This is a genomic window from Xanthomonas sp. SS, from assembly GCF_014236835.1.
Classification (GTDB): domain Bacteria; phylum Pseudomonadota; class Gammaproteobacteria; order Xanthomonadales; family Xanthomonadaceae; genus Xanthomonas_A.
In genome coordinates, this window is record NZ_CP051190.1 from 2,385,820 (window position 1) to 2,407,943 (window position 22,124).

General features: G+C 69.4%; 15 protein-coding genes. 8 read left to right on the forward strand and 7 right to left on the reverse strand.

Going from position 1 to position 22,124, the window contains the following annotated elements; translation table 11 throughout:
- Positions 1-288: 288 nt before the first annotated feature.
- Positions 289-936 (forward strand): response regulator, encoded by a 648-nt coding sequence (locus HEP74_RS09835; RefSeq protein WP_185816278.1) that lies wholly within the window; start codon positions 289-291, stop codon positions 934-936.
- A gap of 14 nt (positions 937-950) precedes the next feature.
- Positions 951-1,643 (forward strand): putative glycolipid-binding domain-containing protein, encoded by a 693-nt coding sequence (locus HEP74_RS09840; protein ID WP_255427924.1) that lies wholly within the window; start codon positions 951-953, stop codon positions 1,641-1,643.
- A 173-nt stretch (positions 1,644-1,816) separates the two neighbouring features.
- On the opposite strand, the gene HEP74_RS09845 is transcribed toward HEP74_RS09840, so the two are convergent.
- Positions 1,817-5,419 (reverse strand): Rne/Rng family ribonuclease, encoded by a 3,603-nt coding sequence (locus HEP74_RS09845; protein WP_185816279.1) that lies wholly within the window; start codon positions 5,417-5,419, stop codon positions 1,817-1,819.
- A gap of 394 nt (positions 5,420-5,813) precedes the next feature.
- Here HEP74_RS09845 and HEP74_RS09850 point away from each other — a divergent pair, with 394 nt between their 5' ends.
- Positions 5,814-6,806 (forward strand): RluA family pseudouridine synthase, encoded by a 993-nt coding sequence (locus tag HEP74_RS09850; protein WP_185816280.1) that lies wholly within the window; start codon positions 5,814-5,816, stop codon positions 6,804-6,806.
- A gap of 54 nt (positions 6,807-6,860) precedes the next feature.
- Here the strand turns inward: HEP74_RS09850 and HEP74_RS09855 are convergent, their stop codons facing one another.
- The 4 genes from HEP74_RS09855 to HEP74_RS09870 form a co-directional block, all read right to left on the reverse strand.
- Positions 6,861-8,666, reverse strand: a complete 1,806-nt coding sequence (locus tag HEP74_RS09855; protein WP_185816281.1) for a DUF3300 domain-containing protein — start codon at positions 8,664-8,666, stop codon at positions 6,861-6,863.
- A gap of 129 nt (positions 8,667-8,795) precedes the next feature.
- Entirely contained in the window at positions 8,796-9,617 is an 822-nt protein-coding gene (zupT, locus tag HEP74_RS09860; protein ID WP_185816282.1) for a zinc transporter ZupT, read from the reverse strand.
- 118 nt (positions 9,618-9,735) lie between these two features.
- Positions 9,736-10,176 carry an energy transducer TonB gene (locus tag HEP74_RS09865; RefSeq protein WP_185816283.1) on the reverse strand — a complete coding sequence of 147 codons (441 nt, stop codon included), beginning with the start codon at positions 10,174-10,176 and terminating at the stop codon, positions 9,736-9,738.
- A gap of 5 nt (positions 10,177-10,181) precedes the next feature.
- The gene (locus tag HEP74_RS09870) at positions 10,182-10,523 is read right to left on the reverse strand and encodes a 4a-hydroxytetrahydrobiopterin dehydratase (protein WP_185816284.1); all 342 of its coding nucleotides are present in this window, start codon (positions 10,521-10,523) and stop codon (positions 10,182-10,184) included.
- 91 nt (positions 10,524-10,614) lie between these two features.
- Between HEP74_RS09870 and HEP74_RS09875 the strand changes: the two genes are divergently transcribed.
- The gene (locus HEP74_RS09875) at positions 10,615-11,211 is read left to right on the forward strand and encodes an NfuA family Fe-S biogenesis protein (protein WP_003468698.1); all 597 of its coding nucleotides are present in this window, start codon (positions 10,615-10,617) and stop codon (positions 11,209-11,211) included.
- A 16-nt stretch (positions 11,212-11,227) separates the two neighbouring features.
- On the forward strand, positions 11,228-12,943 hold the full coding sequence (locus tag HEP74_RS09880) for a hypothetical protein (protein WP_185816285.1): 1,716 nt from the start codon (positions 11,228-11,230) through the stop codon (positions 12,941-12,943).
- A 308-nt stretch (positions 12,944-13,251) separates the two neighbouring features.
- Here the strand turns inward: HEP74_RS09880 and HEP74_RS09885 are convergent, their stop codons facing one another.
- Entirely contained in the window at positions 13,252-13,713 is a 462-nt protein-coding gene (locus tag HEP74_RS09885) for a c-type cytochrome (protein WP_185816286.1), read from the reverse strand.
- 7 nt (positions 13,714-13,720) lie between these two features.
- Positions 13,721-14,110 (reverse strand): c-type cytochrome, encoded by a 390-nt coding sequence (locus HEP74_RS09890; protein WP_185816287.1) that lies wholly within the window; start codon positions 14,108-14,110, stop codon positions 13,721-13,723.
- A gap of 216 nt (positions 14,111-14,326) precedes the next feature.
- Between HEP74_RS09890 and HEP74_RS09895 the strand changes: the two genes are divergently transcribed.
- The 3 genes from HEP74_RS09895 to HEP74_RS09905 are packed head-to-tail and all read left to right on the forward strand — an operon-like array spanning position 14,327 to position 22,046.
- Entirely contained in the window at positions 14,327-15,451 is a 1,125-nt protein-coding gene (locus tag HEP74_RS09895; protein WP_185816288.1) for an efflux RND transporter periplasmic adaptor subunit, read from the forward strand.
- Complete coding sequence (locus HEP74_RS09900) at positions 15,451-18,963, forward strand: efflux RND transporter permease subunit (RefSeq protein ID WP_185816289.1); 3,513 nt, start codon at positions 15,451-15,453, stop codon at positions 18,961-18,963. The genes HEP74_RS09895 and HEP74_RS09900 overlap by 1 nt, the downstream gene beginning before the upstream one ends.
- Positions 18,960-22,046: an efflux RND transporter permease subunit gene (locus HEP74_RS09905; protein ID WP_185816290.1), complete on the forward strand. Its 3,087-nt coding sequence runs from the start codon at positions 18,960-18,962 to the stop codon at positions 22,044-22,046. The genes HEP74_RS09900 and HEP74_RS09905 overlap by 4 nt, the downstream gene beginning before the upstream one ends.
- The last annotated feature ends 78 nt before the right edge of the window (positions 22,047-22,124 follow it).

Sequence of the window (22,124 nt, forward strand, 5' to 3'; positions counted from 1 at the left end):
ATCAGGCTTTGTCCTGATAACGTTGTCGCCGGCTGATCCGGATACTGTGCCTGCCTGACGCAGGTACCGCCGCGCTTTCCTAGAGGAGCGAACAGGCTGGTCACTCGCCCTGCGTGCCGCGCCTTGAGTAAGCGCGGTGTGGTGTTTTTTTCAGCATGATGACAAGACCGCACGTCTAGCTGAGCAGGCCGTGAAGATTAGATGATTTGTCTACAAATTTTTGTTGCCCTGAACAATTCACGCCGCTAGTCTGACTTTGCGGCGTTCGCTGCGTTGGGGTTATACGAGATGGCCATTAGAGTTTTTTTGGTCGACGATCACGCTCTTGTCCGTACCGGCATGAAGCTGATCCTTTCGAATCAGACCGATATCGAGATCGTCGGTGAGGCCGAGAGCGGCGAGGCCGCGATGCCGCAGATCCGCCAGCTCAAGCCGGACATCGTGCTCTGCGATCTGCACATGCCTGGCGTCAGCGGGCTCGAGGTCACCGAGCGCATCGTCAAGGGCGACCACGGCACCAAGGTCATCATCGTGTCGGTGCTGGAAGACGGCCCGCTGCCCAAGCGCCTGCTCGAGGCCGGCGCGTCAGGTTATGTGGGCAAGGCGGGTGACGCACAGGAGCTGCTGCGCGCGGTGCGCGACGTGGCGATGGGCAAGCGCTATCTCGGCGCCAACATCGCGCAGAATCTGGCGCTGGCCAATCTGGAAGGCGGCGGTTCGCCGTTCGATTCGCTGTCTCCGCGTGAGCTGGAAGTCGCATTGCTGCTGACCCGCGGGCTGCGCCAGGAAGACATCGCCAAGCGTTTGAGCCTCAGCGCCAAGACGGTCAACACGCACAAGGCGCGGCTGTTCGAGAAGGTCGGCATCCACGACAACATCGCGCTGGCGCGGCTGGCGACGCAGTACGGCCTGCTGGATCCGGCGCATCCGCTGTAGCGCCAGGATTTTCATTGTACAAAGCAAAGGAAAGCGACCTGACAGGTCGCTTTTTTTGTGCCCGTCGTGTGCCTGCGGTGCCGTCGGACGTCGCCAGTTTGCAGGGTTTGCTTCGGGTGTCCGCCCGCGCCATCATCCGTGGCATGCAAACCGTTGCCTCCATCCTGTGGCGCAGGCTCGACGCACCGGGCCATGACGCTTGCCGGCTCCAGCGCAACGCCAGCGCATGGCAGCTCGACGGCGCCGCCGTGTTCCGCCTCGAACACGGCCGCATCGGTCAGTTGCAGTACCGCGTGCAATGCGACCTGCACTGGCACACGCAATGGGGCACCGTGCGCGGCTGGCTCGGCGGCGGGACGGTCGACCTCGCGATCGCGCGCGATGCGCGTGGCCACTGGAAGCTCAACGGCCGGCCGGTGGCCGACCTGTCGCACTGCATCGACCTCGACCTCGGCTTCACGCCGGCCACCAACCTGCTGCAACTGCGCCGGCTCCGCCTGGCCGTGGGCGAGGGCGCCGACGCCCCGGCCGCCTGGGTCGACCTCGACGGCGGCGGCACGCTCAGCGAGCTCATGCAGCGCTACGAGCGCACCGCCGACGATGCCTACGCCTACCAGGCGAAGCGCTTCGGTTATGCGGCGACGCTGTGTGCGACCGGCGAGGGCTTCGTGCGCGATTATCCGGGGCTCTGGACCGCAGAGACCTGAGCGGTCGCTCCAACTGCGAGCGTCTCCCCCAGCAGTTCCCGATTCCGTTTTCGGCCCGCGCCGGCGGCGTGCGCCCAGGCTGCCCCCGGCCCGGATGTGGTGCGCGAATCCACGCCCAGACAAAAAAAGCGGCCCGAAGGCCGCTTTTTTTTGCTGCGAAGAACGGCGCCGGATCAGCTGGCGCGGTCCTTGTGCTCCTTGTCGTCGTCGTTTTCGCTTTCGCCGGACTTGCTGGCATGCGGCTGGTGCTGGGCGACGCTGACCGGTGCGTCCGCCGGAGCGGCGGGCGGCGCATCGAACAGGCCGTTGCCAGCGGCAGCGGCAGCTGCAGGTGCCGGTTCGGCATCGCCGACGTGGCGGCTTTCGGCGCTGTCCGACACCGGCGCGGCAGCGACTGGCGTGTGCACCGGCGTCGGTGCGACCGCAGCGGCCGGCTGCTCTTCATGGAAGACGTCCAGCAGCGTGGTCTGCACCGGCACGTAGGCCGGCTTGCTGGGCGCTTCTTCCCCGGCGAGCGATTGCTGCGTCGTCGTGGCGTCCTGCTGCGGCTTGCTGTCCGTCGTGGATGCCGTGACCGGCTCCTCGACCGGCGCGGCCGACGCTGCAACGGTTTCCATTCCGGCGTCGCGCTTGGTCGTGGCGACCGGGACGGGCTGCTCGACGATCGGCGCCGGTGTCGGCTGCAGTGCGTCCTCGATGGTCTCCGGCGGTGCCGCTTCGGAAGCGGCCGACTTGGTGACGATCGACGCAGCAGGCTCCGCGGCAGGCACTGCCTCGGAACGCGCCGCTGGCGCCTCGGCGACGACGGGCGGCAGCGGTGCTGCCACTACCGGCGCCACCGTTTCCGCCTGCGCGGTGGCCACCGGTGCCGCATCGACCACTGCCGTTTCGGCAACGGAAGGCGCGGTTGCGATCGCTGCGGCTGCGGCCACCGGCGCGGCCTGCACTTGCGCAGTGCCGTCCTCGGTCTGCGGCGCTGCGGTTGCGGCTGCCGGTGCGGCCTGCTGCGCCGGCGCGGTCTCGCCCTCGGCCTGCGGCACCACGCTTGCAGCTGCGGCGACCGGCGTCGGGGCGTTAGCGGTCTGCTCGTGCCGCGGCTGGCGCGGCTCGCGCTTCTCCCGCGGCGGACGCGGCGCTTGCTGCGGCTTGGCCTCGGCGACCTCGGCGGACGCTGCGTCGTCGTCGAAGTCGAACTCCGGCTGGCTGCGGCTCGGCGCCGGCGCGGTTTCGCCGTCGCTGTCGCTGTCGCCGGCATCCAGGTCGTTGTCGTCGAACGCTGCACCCTCGCTGCCGCTGCCGGCTTCGCCATTGCCGCGACGACGGCGACGGCCGCCACGACGGCCACGACGGCGGCGGCCACCGGCCTCGCCATTGGCGTCGTCGGCGTCGCCGTTCTCGCCGACCGGCACCGCCTGCGCGGTTTCCGCGGCGCTCTCGCGCTCATCGACGTCTGCCGGTGCCGGGTTCGGCTGCGCCGCAACCGGGGCCGAGGCCGTGGTGTTGGCCTCGCTGGCCGGCGCATCGCCGCTCAGCGCGACGGCACCGCCGGCCACGGCAGCGGCCGCGATCGTGGTGGCGTCCTGCGTCGCAGCGGCAGGTGCGGTGACGGGCTTGGCCGCGACCTCGTCCTGGCGCGGCTGGCGCTGCGGCTTGTCGCCCTGCAGCGCGGCCTGGGCCGGATCCTGCTGCGGCTTGGGCTGGCGCGGCGGGTTCTGCGGTTGCTGCTGCTTCGGCGCCTTCGGCTGCTGCTGCGGGTTCTGCTGCTGCGGCTTGGCCTGCTGCGGCGCCTGCTCGTTGCGCGGCGGCTTGGGCGCGAGGTTCTGCTGGCCGCCCTGCGCGTTGCCGCCGCCGTTACCCGGACGACGCTCGTCGCGGCGCACGTTGCCGCCGTTGCCACGTGCGGCATTGCCGCCCTGGCCGCCGTTGCGGTTGCCGTCGCGACGCGCGTTGCGGTCGCCGCGGTCGTTGCGATTGCGGTTGCCGTCATGGGCGCGTTGACGCTGCGCCGGTTCGTTCGCGGTCGGCGCCGGGGCCGGGCTTTCGCCAGCACCGAAGATCCGCTTCAGCCAGCCGACCACGCCGGTGGCCGGAGCCGCGACCGGGGCGGGGGCCGGGGCCTGGACCTGCACGGGCGCAGCGACCGGTTCGGGCGTCTCGACCACTTCGCGCACCGGGGCCGGCTGCGAGTGCTTCACGTTGGTCACCGCCGGCGCCGGAATGTTCAGCTGCGCCTTGGTCAGCGCATGCACCGGCAGCTTGCGCGGGGTGTTGCGCTGGTAGCTGGGCTTGGCGCTTTCCTCGCCAAGCTCGTTCTCGCGCAGGCGGGTCACTTCGTAGTGCGGGGTGTGCAGTTGCTCGTCGGCGACGATGACGATCGGCGCGTCATGGCGCTTCTCGATCTCGCTGAGCGCGCGGCGCTTCTCATTGAGCAGGTAGTTGGCGATCTCCACCGGGGCCTGCACCAGCACCTGTCCGGTGTTCTCCTTCATCGCATGCTCTTCGGCGACGCGGATGATCGACAGCGACATCGACTCGACGCTGCGCATGCGGCCATGGCCGTCGCAACGCGGGCAGACGATCTGGCTGGACTCGCCCAGCGACGGACGCAGGCGCTGGCGGCTCATCTCGAGCAGGCCGAAGCGCGAGATGCGGCCGATCTGCACCCGCGCACGGTCGTACTTGAGCGCGTTCTGCAGGCGGTTCTCGACTTCGCGCTGGTGCTTGTTGGAGGCCATGTCGATGAAGTCGATGACCACCAGGCCGCCGAGGTCGCGCAGGCGCAGCTGGCGGGCGACCTCTTCGGCCGCCTCCAGGTTGGTCTGGAACGCGGTGTCCTCGATGTCGCTGCCCTTGGTCGCGCGCGAGGAGTTGACGTCCACCGCGGTCAGCGCTTCGGTCTGGTCGACCACGATCGAGCCGCCGGAGGGCAGGCGCACGCTGCGCTCGTAGGCCGCCTCGATCTGCGATTCGATCTGGAAGCGGTTGAACAGCGGGATGTCGTCGGTGTAGTGCTTGAGCTTGCGCAGGCTCTGCGGCATCACCTGCTGCATGAACTCCTGGGCATCGCCGTACATCTCGGGGGTGTCGACCAGAATCTCGCCGATGTCGGCGCGCAGGTAGTCGCGCAGGGCGCGGATGATCAGTCGCGATTCCTGGTAGATCAGGAACGGCGCCGGCTTGGCCAGTGCGGCCTCGGCGATCGACTTCCACACCTGCAGCAGGTAGTCCAGGTCCCACTGCAGCTCTTCGGCATCGCGACCGACGCCGGCGGTGCGGATGATCACGCCCATGTCGTCGGGGATGTTCAGCTTGTCCAGCGCTTCCTTCAGCGCAGCGCGGTCCTCGCCCTCGATCCGGCGCGAGACGCCGCCGGCGCTGGGCGAGTTCGGCATCAGCACCATGTAGCGGCCGGCCAACGAGATGAACGTGGTCAGCGCGGCGCCCTTGTTGCCGCGTTCTTCCTTGTCCACCTGGACAACGACCTCCTGGCCCTCGCGCAGCAGTTCGCGGATCGTCGCCTTGTTGTGGTCGACGCCGGCCTGGAAGTAGTCGCGGGAGATTTCCTTCAGCGGCAGGAAGCCGTGGCGCTCGCCGCCGTATTCGACGAAGGCGGCTTCGAGCGAGGGTTCGAGCCGCGTGATCCGGCCCTTGTAGATGTTGGACTTCTTCTGTTCCTTGGACGGCTGTTCGATGTCGATGTCGTACAGGGTCTGGCCGTCCACGATGGCCACACGCAGTTCTTCCGCCTGCGTGGCGTTGATCAGCATTCGCTTCATTGTTGCGTTCCTCGCGCTGCTACCGCGCGGAACGCCATGGGGTTTCGCTTCTGGTCACGCTTCGCCGCCCATCGCGCAGGCGCGGGGAGGGCGGCTTGGGTTTCCAGCGCTACGACACCACGGCGAGCCGCGGGAGCGCTTCTTTCTTTTAGGTGGTTCAGGACCGGCGGCGACTCCAGCCAGGCTGGGCGCCGCACGGGGCATGTTCAGCGCGGACGCTTGTGGCATCCGGCGATGGCCGGGTAGGCCGGTGAGCCGCTAACATGGCCGCCCCGGGGGCGGTGGTCGCGCACTGTGCCGGAATCGTCGCAAGCCGGGCTTCTGGCCCTGAGCTAACTTCCAACGAAATCAAACCCTTATCTCGCCCCCCGAGTGTAACAGAATAAACTGCCTGATGACTTCCTCCCCGATCCCTCCCAAGCCGCGCGACGTCGCGACCAGCGCGGTGCGCATTCTCAAGGTCCCGGAAGACAGGGCTGGACAACGCGTAGACAATTTCCTGCTCGGCCAGCTCAAGGGCGCCCCGCGCAGCCTGATCTACAAGCTGATGCGCAGCGGCCAGGTCCGGGTCAACGGCGGCCGCACCAAGGCCGAGCGCAAGCTGGAGGCGGGCGACGAGGTGCGCATCCCGCCGGTGAAGCTGCACGAGGAGGGCGAGAAGACCACGCCGCCGGACGCGTTCATGGCCCGGCTGGAGGCGGCGATCGTCTACGAGGACGCGCGCTTGCTGGCGCTGAACAAGCCGTCCGGGGTCGCCAGCCATGGCGGCAGCGGGATCAGCTTCGGCGCGATCGAGACCTTGCGTGCCCTGCGCCCGAACCAGACCCTGGAACTGGTGCACCGGCTCGACCGCGACACCTCCGGGCTGCTGATCGTGGCCAAGAAGCGCTCGGCGCTGACCGAGATGCAGGCGCTGATGCGCGAGGACGACCGGGTCGAGGGCCGCGGCATCAGCAAGCGCTACCTGACCCTGCTGGTCGGGCGCATGCCCGACGGGGTGATGAGCGTGGATGCGCCGCTGCACATCGGCCTGCGCCAGGGCGGCGAGCGCCATGTGCAGGTGAATGCGGGCGGTAAAGAGTCGCTGAGCCATTTCCGGGTGCTGGAGCGGCGCAGCGGGCATTCCTATTGCGAGGTGCGGATCGAGACCGGCCGTACCCACCAGATCCGCGTGCATGCCCAGCACCTGGGGCATGCGGTCGCCGGCGACGACAAGTACGGCGATCCGGCAGTCAACAAGCGCCTGCGCGAGCAGATCGGGCTCAAGCGCCTGTTCCTGCACGCCGCGTCGCTGGAATTCACCCTCGATGGCGGCAAGACCCCATATCTGCTGAATGCGCCGCTGGCCGACGAGCTGGCCGAGGCGCTGAGCCGCCTGGGCGGCTGAACCACGCGCGGCGGGGCGGCGCGGTGTCGTCCGCCGCCGCCCCGCCGGTGCCGTCTATCCGTTGTGCTTGTCGTGGTCGTGCGCGTGGTGCGGCTCGGAATGCGCTTGCTGTGGACGCGGAGCGGGGCGCGGCTCGGCCGCGTGCATCGGCTGCGGCCGCTCGATCCGCGCCATGCGCTGTTCCTGCATCTGCGGCCGCTGCTGTTCCTGTCGCGGCATGGCCTGAACGCGCTCAGGGAACTCCCGCATCGGCGCCTCCCGGTGCGCGGGGGGCGGCTGTTGGGCAGTGAAGGCGGCGACCTGGTGCGGCGCCGGCCGCGACGGCTCGGGCTGGGCGAATCGGGCCTGCTGCGCACGCGGATCCTCGCGGGGCGGTGCCGGCATGGACATCGCCCGCGGCTGTGCTGCATGCGCCATCTGCACGTTCCCCATCGGCATCGGCGCGTTGGCGCGCGGCGCCTGCGGCATCTCGTGCCGCTGCATTGCGGCAGCGTTGGCCACCGGCATGGCGTGGCGGGGATCGGCCGCGGACATCGGCATCGGCGCGTGCGGCGATTGCGCGAATGGCGGCTGCGCACGCGGATCGCGTGCAGCACCCGTTGCGTTCGGGCCGTTCAGCCCGGGCAGCGGCGGCCGCTGCGCCGCGTTCGCCACGACCGGACGGCCCGGCTGCAGCATCCGTTCGTTGAAATGCGGCGTGGACAGCTGTGCATAGTCGACTGGGTGGCGCGGCGCCGCCGCCGGGGCGAACTGCGGCGCGGGGCCGTGCGGGTTCTGGGCCAGACGCGGCGCCAGCGCGGCAGCGGCCGCCGCCGCAGGCATCGCCGCCAGCGCCGCCCGCTGCGCAAAGCCGCGGTTGTCGTTGTGCACGAAGCTGCGCGCGTCGATCCGGTTGTTGCTGATGTTGTTGGTGATGTTGTTGTTGATGATGGTGGTGCGCGGCGCGTAGACGCGGTTCTGGTAGACCACGTAGTGCGGTGCCGAGGGTGGGGCGTTCCAGTTCATGCCCCAGCTGTTCCAACCCCAGCGGTGCCAGGCCGGTTCCGGCTGCAGCCAGCCCAGCGGGCCGTGGTGGTGGTGTTCCAGCGCGTCGCCGACCAGCACGCCGACGCCGAAGGAGATGATGCCGGCGGTCACCAGGTCGCCTTCGCTGTAGTAGCGCGGGTGGTAGCGGTACTCGCGGTACACGTCGACCGGTGCGCCGTAGACCACGTCCGGATCGTAGCGCGGCACATAGACGACATCCGGCTGCGCCGGTTCGATGACGATGGTCTGGCGCGGCGCCGGGATCCGCTCGTCTGCGTAGGCCGGTTCCACCACCGTGCGTTGCACCACCTGCACCCGTTGCTGCGGCGTGCTGCGCAGATGGCCCTGCGCCTGTGCGCGCCCGCGCATGACCTGGATCGCGTCGAGCACCTCGTTGGGGTCGTGCGCATAGGCATCGCCGAGCGCGCGGGTCCAGTCGCCGTTGCTGGCCAACTGCTCGACCACGTCGGGAAAGGCGATCAGCGCCTTGACGCTGGGATCCCATGGCTGCGCTGCCGCCGCCTGCAGACGGTCCGCCGCGGCCAGGCCGCTGTTGCTGTGCAGCCAGCCCTGGGCATCGCCGACCTGGTCCGGATACACCGAGGCGGCCAGGGTCTGGGCGAGCAGCTTGTCGGGAAACAGCGCGATCGGCGCGACCAGCTTGTACAGCTGATCGGCGCTGGGCGGCACGTAGGGCGCGGGCGCGGGTGCGGCGGCGGTCGCCGTGGCCGGTGCCGGCGCCGGTTGCTGTTGGCACGCACTCAGCGTCAGCACGCTCACGGCGGTGACCAGCGCCAGCGTCAACTTCGTTGATGGCAGGGAGCGGATATCCATGCTGCACCTTTTCCACGTGGCGTTCGGAAGTTGCGCGCAGGATGCTCTGTGTTGCATGTCTGCAAGCTTTCTGCGAAGCGCTGCAACACGCTCGCGCCAGCGTCCGTTCAGCCGGGGCGCCGCATCAGCTCAGGGTGTGGTGGACAGGCGGAACAGCACCAGGCTCAGCGCCAGCGTGGCCATGCCGGCGACCAGCCCGTATACGGTTTCGTGGCCCTTGGCGTAGCGCTTGGCGGCCGGCAGCAATTCGTCCAGGGCCAGGAACACCATCACCCCGGCGATGACCCCGAACACCGAGCCGAAGATCGCCTCGGACAGGAATCGCGACAGCGCCACATAGCCGATGATCGCGCCGATCGGCTCGGCTAGGCCCGACAGCAGGCTGGCGGCGAAGGCATAGGATTTGCGCCCGGTGGCGTAGTGCACCGGCACCGCGATGGCGATGCCTTCGGGGATGTTGTGCACGGCGATCGCGAACGCCAGCGGCATGCCCACGGTGGGGCTTTCCAGGGTGGCGAAGAAGGTCGCCAGGCCTTCCGGAAAGTTGTGCGCGGTGATCGCCACCGCGGTCAGCAGGCCGACGCGCTTGACGTAGGCGCGGTTGTCGGCGCGGAACAGCGGGTCCTGGGCATTGAGGCTTTCGTGCGGATTGGGCACCAGCCGGTCGATCACCACGATCAACGCCATGCCGGCCAGGAACGCCAAAGTGGCATAGGCGTAGCCCAGGCGCGGATCGAACGCCTGGCTGAAGGAGGCGACCGACTTGCCGAGGATCTCGGTCAGCGATACGTACACCATTGCGCCGCCGGCGAAGGCCAGGCCGAAGGCGAGCAGGCGTGGATTGGGGCCTTTGGTGAACAGCACCAGCACGCTGCCCAGGCCGGTGGCCAGACCGGCGGCCAGGGTCACCGCCAAGGCGACCCATACGTTGTGCGACGGAATATCCAGCATGCGCCAGGCGGCTCCTGTGTCGAGACGGCAGATGAAAGCGGGCGCGAGGCTGGCGGAGTGTGAAGGCGGCGCCGCGCCATTGTCGGCGCTGCGCGCGCAAGCGGCCCGTGGGCCGCGCTCAGCTGGAGTGGTGCGCCTGCGCGTCGAGCGCGAAGCAGCGGTCCGGCCGCGGTTGCGGCGGATTGAAGTTGACCGGCACCTGGATCGTGCGCGGCACCGCCTTGCCGTCGCGCGTGGCGGGATTGAAGATCCACTCGCGCACGCGCTGCTGTGCCGACGCGTCAAGCTTGGGCTGGCCGCTGCTGCTGACCAGCTGCACGTCGGTGGGCTTGCCCTGCACGCCGACCACTACGCTCAGCACGGCCTTGCCGCCGAGTCCGGCGCAGGCCAGTTCGATCGGGTAGTCCGGCGGCGGGGTCTGCACCGCGGCAACTTCGGTCGGCGCGGCGGCCACGCGCTGGGTCTGCGATTGTCCGGACTTGCCGCAGCCGCCGAGCAACAGGACGGCGGCGAGCGGCAGGCAGGCGGCGAGGAGGGAACGGCGGGATGCGGCAGGCATGGGAGTCATTCCGGTAGGGCCGAGGCTTTGGCGGCGCAGATGAAGTCGTTTTCGCTGAGGCCACCGACGTCGTGGGTGGAATAGCGCACCACCACCCGGTCGTAGTGCACGCCCAGGTCGGGGTGGTGGTCTTCGCGGTGCGCGATCCAGGCCAGCGCGTTCACGAACGCCATGGTGCGGTAGTAGTCGGGGAAGCGGAACGTGCGGCTGATCGCCATGCCGTTCTCGACCAGCTCCCAGCCGGGCACCTGCGGCAACAATTCGGCCAGGCGCGCCTGGGTGAGCTTGTATTCGCTGCCCTTGCAGGGCGAGCAATGGGCCTGTGCTAGCGGGATCAGGTCGTTCATTCTTGGAGCCTCCGCGGCAGGCTGGCTGAACGCGCCGCCGATGGGAAAAGTTCGCGATGAGCCGGTCGCGTGGAAGCGCTAGAATAACCGCATGATCCAGATCTCCGACAACGCGCAGACCCATTTCCGCAAACTGCTCGAACGCGAGGCCGTGCCCGGCATGGGCGTGCGCCTGAGCGCGGTCGACCCCGGTACCGCACGCGCCGATGCGCGGCTGGAGTTCGCCGAACCGGCGGACCTGGCCGGCGACGAATGGGCGATCGACTGCGCCGGCTTCACCCTGTACGTGGCCGCCGACAGCGTCGGCTGGCTGGACGGCGCCGAGATCGACTACGTCACCCAGGGCACCGGCCAGCAGTTGACGATCAAGGCGCCGAAGATCAAGGGCGAGGCGCCGGGCGAGGCCGCCTCCTTGGTCGAGCGGGTGCGCTGGGTGGTCGAGAACGAGGTCAATCCGCAGCTGGCCCAGCACGGCGGCCGCGTGGCGGTGCAGGAAGTGTCGGCCGAGGGTGTGGTGCTGCTGCGCTTCGGCGGCGGTTGCCACGGCTGCGGCATGGCCGACGTGACCCTGAAGCAGGGCATCGAGAAGACGCTGATGGGGCGCGTGCCGGGCATCACCGCCGTGCGCGACGCCACCGACCACGACAGCGGCAGCGCCCCGTACATCCCGCGCGATTCCGCGGCCTGATTCCTCCGCTACGCCGGTGACGCGCGCCGCCGACATCCTCGCCGCGCTGTTGGCGCGCTCGCCGCGCAAGCTGCTGCGCGATCGCCGCACCGGCCTGCCGTACGGCTGGGCGCACTGGATCTCCTCGCAGCCGGCCAAGCCGCGCCCGTTCGTCTCCTCCGAATTGATCGCGGCGCTGCCGCAGCCGCTGCCGGCGCCGACCTCGCGCCTGCCCGCACTGAGCCCGTGGCAGGCGTTCCGCCGCCTGTGGTGGCAGGACTGGGACCCGGCGCCGTACGACCAGCGCTGGTGGCGGCGGATCGCGGCGCTGGTCAGCCTGGCCTTGCATCTGCTGTTCGCGCTGTTTCTGCTGTGGGTCGCCTTCGTGCGCCTGCTGCCGCCGCGTCCGGATGCGAGCGAGGCCGGGCGCGTGCAGGTGGAATTCGTCGGCCGCGGCACCCCGGCCGAGACCGGTGGCGGCGCGGCCGCGCAAGATCCGGCCGCCGCCGCTGCCGCCGCTGCCGCCGCGCAGCAAACCGCAGCGGCAAGTGCGCAGCGGGCTGCGGCGGCGACTGCCGCGACGCAGCCTAAGACCGCAGCCGCAGCGCCGGCCGCCTCCGCCACGCCGGCGGCGAGCACCGCGCAGACGGTGACCAGTCCACCGCCGCCGCCGCCGGATCAGCCGTTGCAGGTCACCGAGACCACGCAGCCGAGCAGCGATTTCGTACTGCCGCCGCCCAGCGTGCGCGAACCGGCGCTGACCCTGCGCGAGATCGCGCCGCCGAGCGTGCAGGTGCCGGAGCGGGAAGTCGAAGTGGTCACCGAGATTCCGAAGGTGGCGCAGATCCGTCCGCGCGAAGTGCCGGTGCCGCGCCCGTCCGAGCCACAGTTGCAGGTGCGCGAGCGCGAAGTGCCCGAGCCGCTGCCGCAGGTCCAGGTGCAGATGCCGCAGATCCGCGCGCGCGATCCTGCACCGACGCTGCGCACGCCGGAGGCGCCGCAGGTGCGGCAGATCGAACTGCCGACGCCCGCCACGGCGGCGGCGCCGACGCCGGCAGCCGCCGCGCAGCCCGAGGCGCCGGCAAGCGCGCCGGCGGCTGGCGCGGCCTCGGCGCAGGCGACGGCTGAGACCAGCGCCACGGCGCAAGGCAAGGCCGAGACCCGAACGCCGGCGGGCAGCGGCACCGCGCCGCCCGGCAGCCAGGCGGCCGCGCCGGGCAGCGGTCCGGCGGCGGTCGCACACGACGGCGGCTGGGCGACGCCGCAGCGCGGCGACGACTGGGGCGCATCGGCGCGCAACCGCGCCGGCGACGCCGGTGCCGGCGCCAGCCAGCGCAATGGCATGTTCAACGGCGATGGCAGCGTGCGTGTGCCTGGCGGCGCAGGGCAGGGCAAGGCGCCGCCGCGCGGCGCGCCCGGCAGCGAGACCGACACTTGGTCGCGCGATCAGATCGCCAATGCCGGGCAGTGGCTCAAGCGTCCGCCGTACGACTACAAGCCGACCTCGTTCGACAAGTATTGGTTGCCGAACGCGACGCTGCTGGAAGAATGGGTGCGGCGCGGCATCAAGACCGTCAACATCCCGATTCCCGGCACCAGCAGCAGCATTTCCTGCGTGGTCTCGATCCTGCAGCTGGGCGGCGGCTGCGGCATCACCGATCCGAACCTCAACGACCAGCCCGCTAGCGCGCGGCCGCCGCCGGCGGTGCCGTTCAAGCCGGGCCTGCAGGAAGACAACGGCAGCGTGAAGTAGGCGCCGGCAGTTCGCGCATCTGCGCCGTGGCGTCCAGCCAGCGGTGATTGCGGCATGCATGCGGCAGCGATCCGCCAACGTGCAGACGCCCGCATTGTAGGAGCGGCTTCAGCCGCGACAGGTGTTACCGGTAGATTCTGTCGCGGCTGAAGCCGCTCCTACAGGATTCGCGGCCGACGCGTTGATTGCACTGTAGGAGCGGCTTCAGCCGCGACCGATCGCCGAAACCGGCGCAATGCCGAATTGCGTTCGTTGCGCCCAACGGACTGGCTGTGGGAACCGGCGCCGGCTAGATGCCGGCGCGCCTGTCAATTCGGGTTGTGCAGGTCATGCAGCTGGGTGGCGCGCGATCCGAAATACGCCGCCAGGTCGGCGATGTCCTGGTCGCTGAGCGGTGCCGCCTGCGGGGTCATCAGCGGATGCTGGCGATCGCCGGCGCGGTATGCCTGCAAGGCATGCGCGACATAGTCGCCGTACTGGCCGCCGAGCTTGGGATAGCTCGGGTCGATCGGTGCGTTGCCGTCGGCACCGTGGCAGTCGATGCAGCTCTGCCCGGTGGCCTTGCCCTTGGCGTGGGCCAGTTTCTCGCCGGCGGCGGCACGCCCGCTCGGCAGGCCGGCGGACGAGCCGGACCCATGTTCGCCGCTGGCGTGGCCGGCGTCGCCGGCGGACTGGCTGGTGGATTCCACCTGCGATTGCGAACACGCCCCCAGGCACAGGGCAGCAAGCAGGACGATGGCGGGACGCAATGCGTGCGCGGCTTTCGGCATGGGATGGCTACTTGAGGGTGGTCAGGTAAGCGGCGATGTCGGCGATGTCCTGGTCGGAGAAGCTCTCCGCCTGGGCCTGCATGGTCGGATGCTTGCGCTTGCCGAGCCGGTATTCGGTCAGCGCCTGGGTCAGGTACTGCGCCGACTGGCCGCCGATCTTGGGAACGCGGTAGCTCGGATAGGCGTTCTTGTAGCCGGTGATGCCGTGGCAGCCCTGGCAGGTATAGGTCAGCGTTCTGCCGTTGTCGGCATGGCCGACGGCGGCAGCGGGCGCTTCCGGGGTGGCGGCCGGGGCGGGAGCGGTGGGCGCCGGCGCGGTCTGCGCCACTGCCGGGGCGACCCCGAGAGGAACAAGTACGGCCAAAGCAAAACAAGCGGCTAGCGGCTGCGTGCGCATGGTTTCGTGGTCCGGAGGACGGGACTGGGCGTTCCGGCGTGGGGGAACACGGAACGACCCGAGTATAGCCTGGCCTTTCGCGGCTCCGAAACAGGCCTTGGCAATCCCCGCGCTGCGCCACGCGGCGGACCATGACCTTTGGCTCATTCACCTGAGCGTCATCAGGTGATCTACTTACCTACAACACCATTCACGCCATCCACCAGGGACACGACGATGACGCGATATTCCACGCGCCGACGCACCGCCAGCTGCGCTGCCGCGCTGTTGATCACCTCCACACTGCTGCTCGGTGGCTGCAAGCCGGCGGCCGGCGATGCGCAGGCCAAGGCCAAGGAGGCCGAGAAGGCGCCCGACGCGGTGCCGGTCGAGGTGGCCAAGGCCAGCCGGCGCGCCGTGGCGGCCAGCTACAGCGGCACCGCGGCGCTGGAGGCGCGCGCCGAATCGCAGGTGGTGGCCAAGACCTCCGGGGTGGCGCTGGCGGTGCTGGCCGAGGAGGGCCAGCAGGTCCGCGCCGGGCAGCCGCTGGTGCGGCTGGACCCGGACCGCGCGCGGCTGGCGGTGGCGCAGAGCGAGGCGCAGCTGCGCAAGCTGGAGAACAATTACCGGCGCTCGGAACAACTGGTCGGCCAGCAACTGGTCAGCGCCGCCGATGTCGACCAGATCAAGTACGACCTGGCCAACGTGCGCGCGCAGCACCAGCTGGCGTCGCTGGAACTGTCCTACGCCACGGTGGTCGCGCCGATCTCCGGGGTGATCGCGTCGCGCTCGATCAAGACCGGTAACTTCGTGCAGATCAATACGCCGATCTTCCGCATCGTCGACGACTCGCGCCTGGAAGCCACGCTCAATGTGCCCGAGCGCGAGCTGGCCACGCTCAAGGCCGGGCAGCCGGTGACGCTGCTGGCCGATGCATTGCCGGGCAAGCAATACCTGGGCAAGGTCGATCGCATCGCGCCGGTGGTGGATTCAGGCAGCGGCACGTTCCGCGTGGTGTGCGCGTTCGAGGAAGGCGCCGAAGCCTTGCAACCGGGCATGTTCGGGCGCATCCGCATCGACTACGACCAGCGCGCCGATGCGCTGGTGGTGCCGCGCCTGGCGCTGCTCGACGATGGCGAGCCGGCGGTGTTCCGGGTCAGCGCCGGCAAGGTGACGCGGGTGCCGGTCAAGCTGGGCTATTCCGAAGGTCCGTGGGTGGAGATCCGCGACGGCCTGCAGCCCGGCGACCAGGTGGTCACCGCCGGCAAGGTCGCCCTGCGCGACGGCAGCCGGGTGCAGGTGATCGCGCCGCAACGCGAGGTCGCCGAGATCGGCGGCGGCGCCGCGGTCGGAGCGCACTGATGACCAGCGCCGGTTCCGATCACGGCAGCGATCCGCACGAACACGTGCCGCCCGGCGTACGCGGCGGCGGGCTGGTCGAATTCGCCACGCGCCGCCGCGTCACCATTTTCATGGCCATGGTGACGCTGATGCTGTTCGGCGCTATCGCCTTGAACAACCTCAAGGTCAACCTGTTGCCCGACCTGAGCTATCCGACCCTGACCGTGCGCACCGAGTACACCGGCGCGGCGCCGTCGGAGATCGAGACGCTGGTGACCGAGCCGGTCGAGGAAGCGGTCGGCGTGGTCAAGAACCTGCGCAAGCTCAAGTCGGTGTCTCGCACCGGGCAGAGCGACGTGGTGCTGGAGTTCGCCTGGGGCACCAACATGGACCAGGCCAGCCTGGAGGTGCGCGACAAGATGGAGGCGCTGGAGCTGCCGCTGGAAGCCAAGGCGCCGGTGCTGCTGCGCTTCAATCCGTCCACCGAACCGATCATGCGCCTGGTGCTGGCGAGCAAGGCGACGCCGGCCAGCGATGCCGATGCGGTGCGCGCACTGACCCAGTTGCGCCGCTATGCCGACGAGGACCTGAAGAAGAAGCTGGAACCGGTGGCCGGCGTGGCCGCGGTCAAGGTCGGCGGCGGGCTGGAAGACGAGATCCAGGTCGATATCGACCAGCAGCGGCTGGCGCAGCTGAGCCTGCCGATCGACAACGTCATCACCCGGCTCAAGGAAGAGAACATCAACATCTCCGGCGGGCGCCTGGAACAGGGCTCGCAGCGCTACCTGGTGCGCACGGTCAACCAGTTCGCCGATCTGGACGAGATCCGCAATCTGCTGCTGACCACCCAGGGCGCCGGCAGCAGCGCCGCCGACTCGGCGATGCAGCAGATGTACGCGATCGCCGCCTCGACCGGTTCGGAAGCGGCGCTGGCCGCGGCCTCGGCGGCGCAGAGCGCCTCGTCCAGTTCCACCACCACCATCGCCAACGGCATGCCGGTGCGGCTCAAGGACGTGGCCGAGGTGCGGCAGGGCTACAAGGAGCGCGAGGCGATCATCCGCCTGGGCGGCAAGGAAGCGGTGGAACTGGCGATCTACAAGGAAGGCGACGCCAACACCGTGTCCACCGCGGCGGCGCTGCGCAAGCGCCTGGAACAGCTGAAGACGCAGATCCCGCCGGACGTGGAATTGACCACGCTGGAAGACCAGTCGCGCTTCATCGAGCACGCCATCGGCGACGTCAAAAAGGATGCGGTGATCGGCGGCCTGCTGGCGATCCTGATCATCTTCCTGTTCCTGCGCGACGGCTGGAGCACGTTCGTGATCAGCCTGTCGCTGCCGGTGTCGATCGTGGCCACGTTCTTCTTCATGGGCCAGCTGGGCTTGAGCTTGAACGTGATGTCGCTGGGCGGCCTGGCGCTGGCCACCGGCTTGGTGGTGGACGATTCGATCGTGGTGCTGGAGAGCATCGCCAAGGCGCGCGAGCGCGGTCTGAGCATTCTCGATGCGGCGATCGCCGGCACCCGCGAGGTGAGCATGGCGGTGGTCGCCTCGACCCTGACCACGATCGCGGTGTTCCTGCCGTTGGTGTTCGTCGAGGGCGTGGCCGGGCAGCTGTTCCGCGACCAGGCCTTGACCGTGGCGATCGCCATCGCGATCTCGCTGGTGGTGTCGATGACCCTGATCCCGATGCTCAGTTCGCTGAAGGGACGCCCGCCGATGGCGTTCCCGCCCGAGCCCGAGCAGCCGCACTGGCAGCCGCAGCGCGGCTGGCTGAAGCCGGTGGCGTGGGGCCGGCGCGGTGCCGCCGCGGCGGTGCGCGGCGGTTTCTTCGGCGCGGCATGGCTGGTGGTGCGGCTGTGGCGCGGCGGCGTGGCGGTGGTCGCTCCGGTGATGCGCAAGGCCAGCGACCTGGCGATGGCGCCGTATGCGCGTGCCGAACGCGGCTATCTGCGGTTGCTGCCGGGCGCGTTGGCGCGGCCGTGGCAGGTGCTGGGCCTGGCCGCGCTGTCGTTCGCGGCGACGCTGGCGGTGGTGCCGATGCTCGGCGCCGACCTGATCCCGCAGTTGGCCCAGGACCGCTTCGAGATGACGGTGAAGCTACCGGCCGGCACGCCGTTGCGGCAGACCGATGCGCTGGTGCGCGAACTGCAGGAAACCCACGGCAAGGACGCCGGCGTGCAGGCGCTGTATGGCGTCAGCGGCAGCGGCACCCGGCTCGATGCCAGTCCCACCGAAAGCGGCGAGAACATCGGCAAGCTGACCATCGCCATGGCCGGCGGCGGCAGCGCGCAGTTCGAGGCGCAGCAGAGCGACCGCATGCGCGCGACGATGCGCAGGCATCCGGGCGTGCAGGTCGGTTTCAGCCGCCCGGAACTCTTCAGCTTCTCCACGCCGCTGGAAATCGAGCTGCGCGGCCAGGACCTGGAGACCATCCAGCACGCCGGACAGAAGCTGACCGCGATGTTGCGCGGTAACGGCCACTACGCCGACGTGAAATCGACGGTGGAAGAGGGCTTCCCGGAAATCCAGATCCGCTTCGACCAGGAGCGTGCCGGTGCGCTGGGCCTGACCACGCGGCAGATCGCCGACGTGGTGGTGAAGAAGGTACGCGGCGACGTCGCCACCCGCTACAGCTTCCGCGACCGCAAGATCGACGTGCTGGTGCGCGCGCAGCAGAGCGACCGCGCCAGCGTCGACAGCATCCGCCGGCTGATCGTCAATCCCGGCAGCAGCAAGCCGGTGACGCTGGATGCGGTCGCCGACGTGGTCGCCACCACCGGGCCCAGCGAGATCCACCGCGCCGACCAGATCCGCGTGGCGATCGTGTCGGCCAACCTGCGCGACATCGATCTGGGCGGCGCGGTGCGCGAGGTGCAGGACATGGTCGCGCGCGAGCCGCTCGGTGCCGGCGTCGGCATGCACATCGGCGGACAGGGCGAGGAACTGGCGCAGTCGGCCAAGTCGCTGTTGTTCGCCTTCGGCCTGGCGATCTTCCTGGTGTACCTGGTGATGGCCTCGCAGTTCGAATCGCTGCTGCACCCGTTCGTGATCCTGTTCACCATCCCGCTGGCGATGGTCGGCGCGGTGCTGGCGCTGCTGCTGAGCGGCAAGCCGGTCTCGGTGGTGGTGTTCATCGGCCTGATCCTGCTGGTCGGGCTGGTGACCAAGAACGCGATCATCCTGATCGACAAGGTCAACCAGCTGCGCGAGGAAGGCGTGGCCAAGCGCGAGGCGCTGATCGAAGGCGCACGCTCGCGGCTGCGCCCGATCATCATGACCACGCTGTGCACGCTGTTCGGCTTCCTGCCGCTGGCGGTGGCGTCGGGCGAGGGCGCCGAAGTGCGCGCGCCGATGGCGATCACCGTGATCGGCGGCCTGCTGGTGTCCACGCTGCTCACCCTGGTGGTGATCCCGGTGGTCTACGACCGCCTGGATCGCCGCGCCGACGGCTATTACGCCGAGCGCGGGCAGCGCGCGCGGCGGCGTCTTGAAGGGCTCGGCCACGGCACTGGCACGGGTGAGCCGGCATGAGCGTCGCCGAGTTCAGCATCCGCCGTCCGATCACCACCATCATGTGCTTCGTGTCGCTGGTGGTGGTCGGCTTGATCGCGGCGTTCCGGTTGCCGCTGGAGGCGCTGCCGGACATCTCCGCGCCGTTCCTGTTCGTGCAGTTGCCGTACAGCGGCTCGACCCCGGACGAGGTCGAGCGCAACCTGGTGCGGCCGACCGAGGAAGCGCTGGCGACGATGACCGGGATCAAGCGCATGCGCTCGACCGCGACCGCCGACGGCGCCAACATCTTCATCGAGTTCTCCGATTGGGACCGCGACATCGCCATCGCCGCCTCCGACGCGCGCGAGCGCATCGACGCGATCCGCGCCGACCTGCCCGACGACCTGCAGCGCTACCACGTGTTCAAGTGGTCCAGCAGCGACGAGCCGGTGCTGAAGGTGCGCCTGGCCGGCGCGGCCGACCTGACCGGCGCTTACGACATGCTAGACCGCGAGTTCAAGCGGCGCCTGGAGCGCATCCCCGGCGTGGCCAAGGTGGAGGTGTCCGGCGCGCCGCCGAACGAGGTCGAGATCGCGATCGCGCCGGACCGGCTCAGCGCGCACAACCTCAGCCTCAACGATCTCAGCGAGCGCCTGGGCAAGCTCAATTTCTCGCTGTCGGCCGGGCAGATCGACGACCACGGCCAGCGCCTGCGGGTGCAGCCGGTCGGCGAGCTGCGCGACCTGCAGGAACTGCGCGATCTGGTCATCGACCCCAAGGGCCTGCGCCTGGGCGATATCGCCGAGATCCGGCTGAAGCCGACCCGGATGAACTACGGCCGGCGCCTGGACGGGCGTCCGGCGGTGGGCCTGGACGTGTACAAGGAACGCAGCGCCAACCTGGTCGAGGTGTCGCGCGCGGTATTGGCCGACGTGGAGCAGATCCGCAAGCAACCGGCGCTCAGCGACGTGCAGGTCAAGGTCATCGACAACCAGGGCAAGGCGGTGACCTCGTCGCTGACCGAACTGGCCGAAGCCGGCGGGGTCGGCCTGCTGCTGTCGGTGACGGTGCTGTTCTTCTTCCTGCGCCACTGGCCGTCGACGTTGATGGTGACCCTGGCGATCCCGATCTGCTTCACCATCACTCTGGGTTTCATGTATTTCGCCGGGGTCACCCTCAACATCCTGACCATGATGGGCCTGCTGCTGGCGGTGGGCATGCTGGTGGACAACGCGGTAGTGGTGGTGGAGAGCATCTACCAGGAACGCGAACGCATGCCGGACCAGCCGCAGCTGGCCTCGATCATCGGCACCCGCAACGTGGCCATCGCGCTGTCGGCCGGCACCCTGTGCCACTGCATCGTGTTCGTGCCGAACCTGTTCGGCGAAACCAACAACATCAGCATCTTCATGGCGCAGATCGCGATCACCATCTCGGTGTCGCTGCTGGCCTCGTGGCTGGTGGCGGTGAGCCTGATTCCGATGCTGTCCGCGCGCATGCGCACGCCGGCGCTGGTGCGCTCCGAGCGCGGCCTGATCCCGCGCCTGCAGCGCCGCTACGCGCGCGTGCTGCGCTGGTCGCTGGCCCATCGCGGCTGGAGCGTCGCCGCGATCGCGCTGATCACCGCGCTCAGCGTGGTGCCGATGCTGCAGACCAAGAAGGACATGTTCGGCGGCGACGGCGGCGAACAGATCTTCATCGGCTACCAGTGGAAGGGCTCGTATACGCGCGAGCAGCTGTCCACCGAAGTCGCCAAGCTCGAACGCTTCATCGACGCGCGTCGCCAGCGCTACCACGTCACCCAGGTGTATTCGTGGTTCAGCGAAGTGGAAGGCAGCAGCACCACGCTGACCGTGGACCTCAAGCAGGTGCGCGACATGCAGGCGCTGATCGAACAGATCCGCAAGGAGCTGCCGCGTTCGGCGCTGGCCGACTACAGCGTCGGCAGCAACGGCAACGGCAACGGGCAGGGCAGCGGTGCGCAGAGCGTGCAGGTGCAACTGGTCGGCGATTCCACCCAGACCCTGCGCGCGATCGCCGACGACGTGGTGCCGCTGCTGGCGCGGCGCAAGGAATTGCGCGACGTGCGCGTGGACACCGGCGACCGTACCACCGAGCTGGCGGTGCGGGTGGATCGCGAGCGCGCATCGGCGTTCGGCTTCAATGCCGAGCAGGTCGCCAGCTTCGTCGGCCTGGCGCTGCGCGGCGCCTCGCTGCGCGAGTTCCGCCGCGGCGACAACGAGGTGCCGGTGTGGGTCCGCTTCGCCGGCGCCGAGGAAACCACGCCCGAAGACCTGGACAGCTTCAACGTGCGCACCAAGGACGGGCGCAGCGTGCCGCTGCTGAGCCTGGTGGACGTGCAGACGCGGCCGGCGGCGACCCAGATCGGGCGCACCAACCGCCAGACCACGCTGACCATCACCGCCAACCTCGGGGTCAAGGTCACCCCGGCCGAGGCCAAGCAGGCGATGGAGGACACGCTGAAGGGCGTCAGCTTCCCGGCCGGCTACCACTACAGTTTCGACGGCGCCGATGGCCAGGACGACGACAAGGCCGGCCAGCAGATGCTGTTCAACCTGCTGATCGCGCTGCTGATGATCTACGTGGTGATGGCCGCGGTATTCGAATCGCTGCTGTTCCCGGCGGCGATCATGAGCGGCGTGCTGTTCTCGATCTTCGGCGTGTTCTGGCTGTTCTGGATCACCGGCACCAACTTCGGGATCATGGCCTTCATCGGCATCCTGGTGCTGATGGGCGTGGTGGTGAACAACGGCATCGTGATGATCGAGCACATCAACAACCTGCGCCGGCGCGGCCTGGCCCGGACCGAGGCGCTGGTGGAAGGGTCGCGCGAGCGCTTGCGGCCGATCATGATGACCATGGGTACCGCGATCCTGGCGATGGTGCCGATCTCGCTGACCACCACGCAGATGTTCGGCGACGGCCCGGCCTACTACCCGATGGCGCGCGCGATCGCCGGCGGCCTGGCGTTCTCCACCGTGGTCAGCCTGCTGTTCCTGCCGACCATCTACGCGATCCTCGACGATCTCAGCGGCGGCGTGGCGCAGCTGGTGCGCCGCGCTCGCGGCGGCCGCGGTGTGCCGGCGCCGCAGGTGTCCTGACCAGGGGCGCGGTGTCGCGCGCCGAATGGCTGGCGCGCGCTTGTCTCGCTTGCTGCATCGCGTGGAAAAAGTTGTGGG

Excerpts from the sequence above, each read along its gene's own strand:
- HEP74_RS09835 (WP_185816278.1), top strand. The coding sequence starts at position 289 with ATGGCCATTAGAGTTTTTTTGGTCGACGATCACGCTCTTGTCCGTACC.
- HEP74_RS09845 (WP_185816279.1), bottom strand. The coding sequence starts at position 5,419 with ATGAAGCGAATGCTGATCAACGCCACGCAGGCGGAAGAACTGCGTGTG.
- HEP74_RS09850 (WP_185816280.1), top strand. The coding sequence starts at position 5,814 with ATGACTTCCTCCCCGATCCCTCCCAAGCCGCGCGACGTCGCGACCAGC.
- HEP74_RS09855 (WP_185816281.1), bottom strand. The coding sequence starts at position 8,666 with ATGGATATCCGCTCCCTGCCATCAACGAAGTTGACGCTGGCGCTGGTC.
- zupT (WP_185816282.1), bottom strand. The coding sequence starts at position 9,617 with ATGCTGGATATTCCGTCGCACAACGTATGGGTCGCCTTGGCGGTGACC.
- HEP74_RS09865 (WP_185816283.1), bottom strand. The coding sequence starts at position 10,176 with ATGCCTGCCGCATCCCGCCGTTCCCTCCTCGCCGCCTGCCTGCCGCTC.
- HEP74_RS09870 (WP_185816284.1), bottom strand. The coding sequence starts at position 10,523 with ATGAACGACCTGATCCCGCTAGCACAGGCCCATTGCTCGCCCTGCAAG.
- HEP74_RS09875 (WP_003468698.1), top strand. The coding sequence starts at position 10,615 with ATGATCCAGATCTCCGACAACGCGCAGACCCATTTCCGCAAACTGCTC.
- HEP74_RS09885 (WP_185816286.1), bottom strand. The coding sequence starts at position 13,713 with ATGCCGAAAGCCGCGCACGCATTGCGTCCCGCCATCGTCCTGCTTGCT.
- HEP74_RS09890 (WP_185816287.1), bottom strand. The coding sequence starts at position 14,110 with ATGCGCACGCAGCCGCTAGCCGCTTGTTTTGCTTTGGCCGTACTTGTT.
- HEP74_RS09895 (WP_185816288.1), top strand. The coding sequence starts at position 14,327 with ATGACGCGATATTCCACGCGCCGACGCACCGCCAGCTGCGCTGCCGCG.
- HEP74_RS09900 (WP_185816289.1), top strand. The coding sequence starts at position 15,451 with ATGACCAGCGCCGGTTCCGATCACGGCAGCGATCCGCACGAACACGTG.
- HEP74_RS09905 (WP_185816290.1), top strand. The coding sequence starts at position 18,960 with ATGAGCGTCGCCGAGTTCAGCATCCGCCGTCCGATCACCACCATCATG.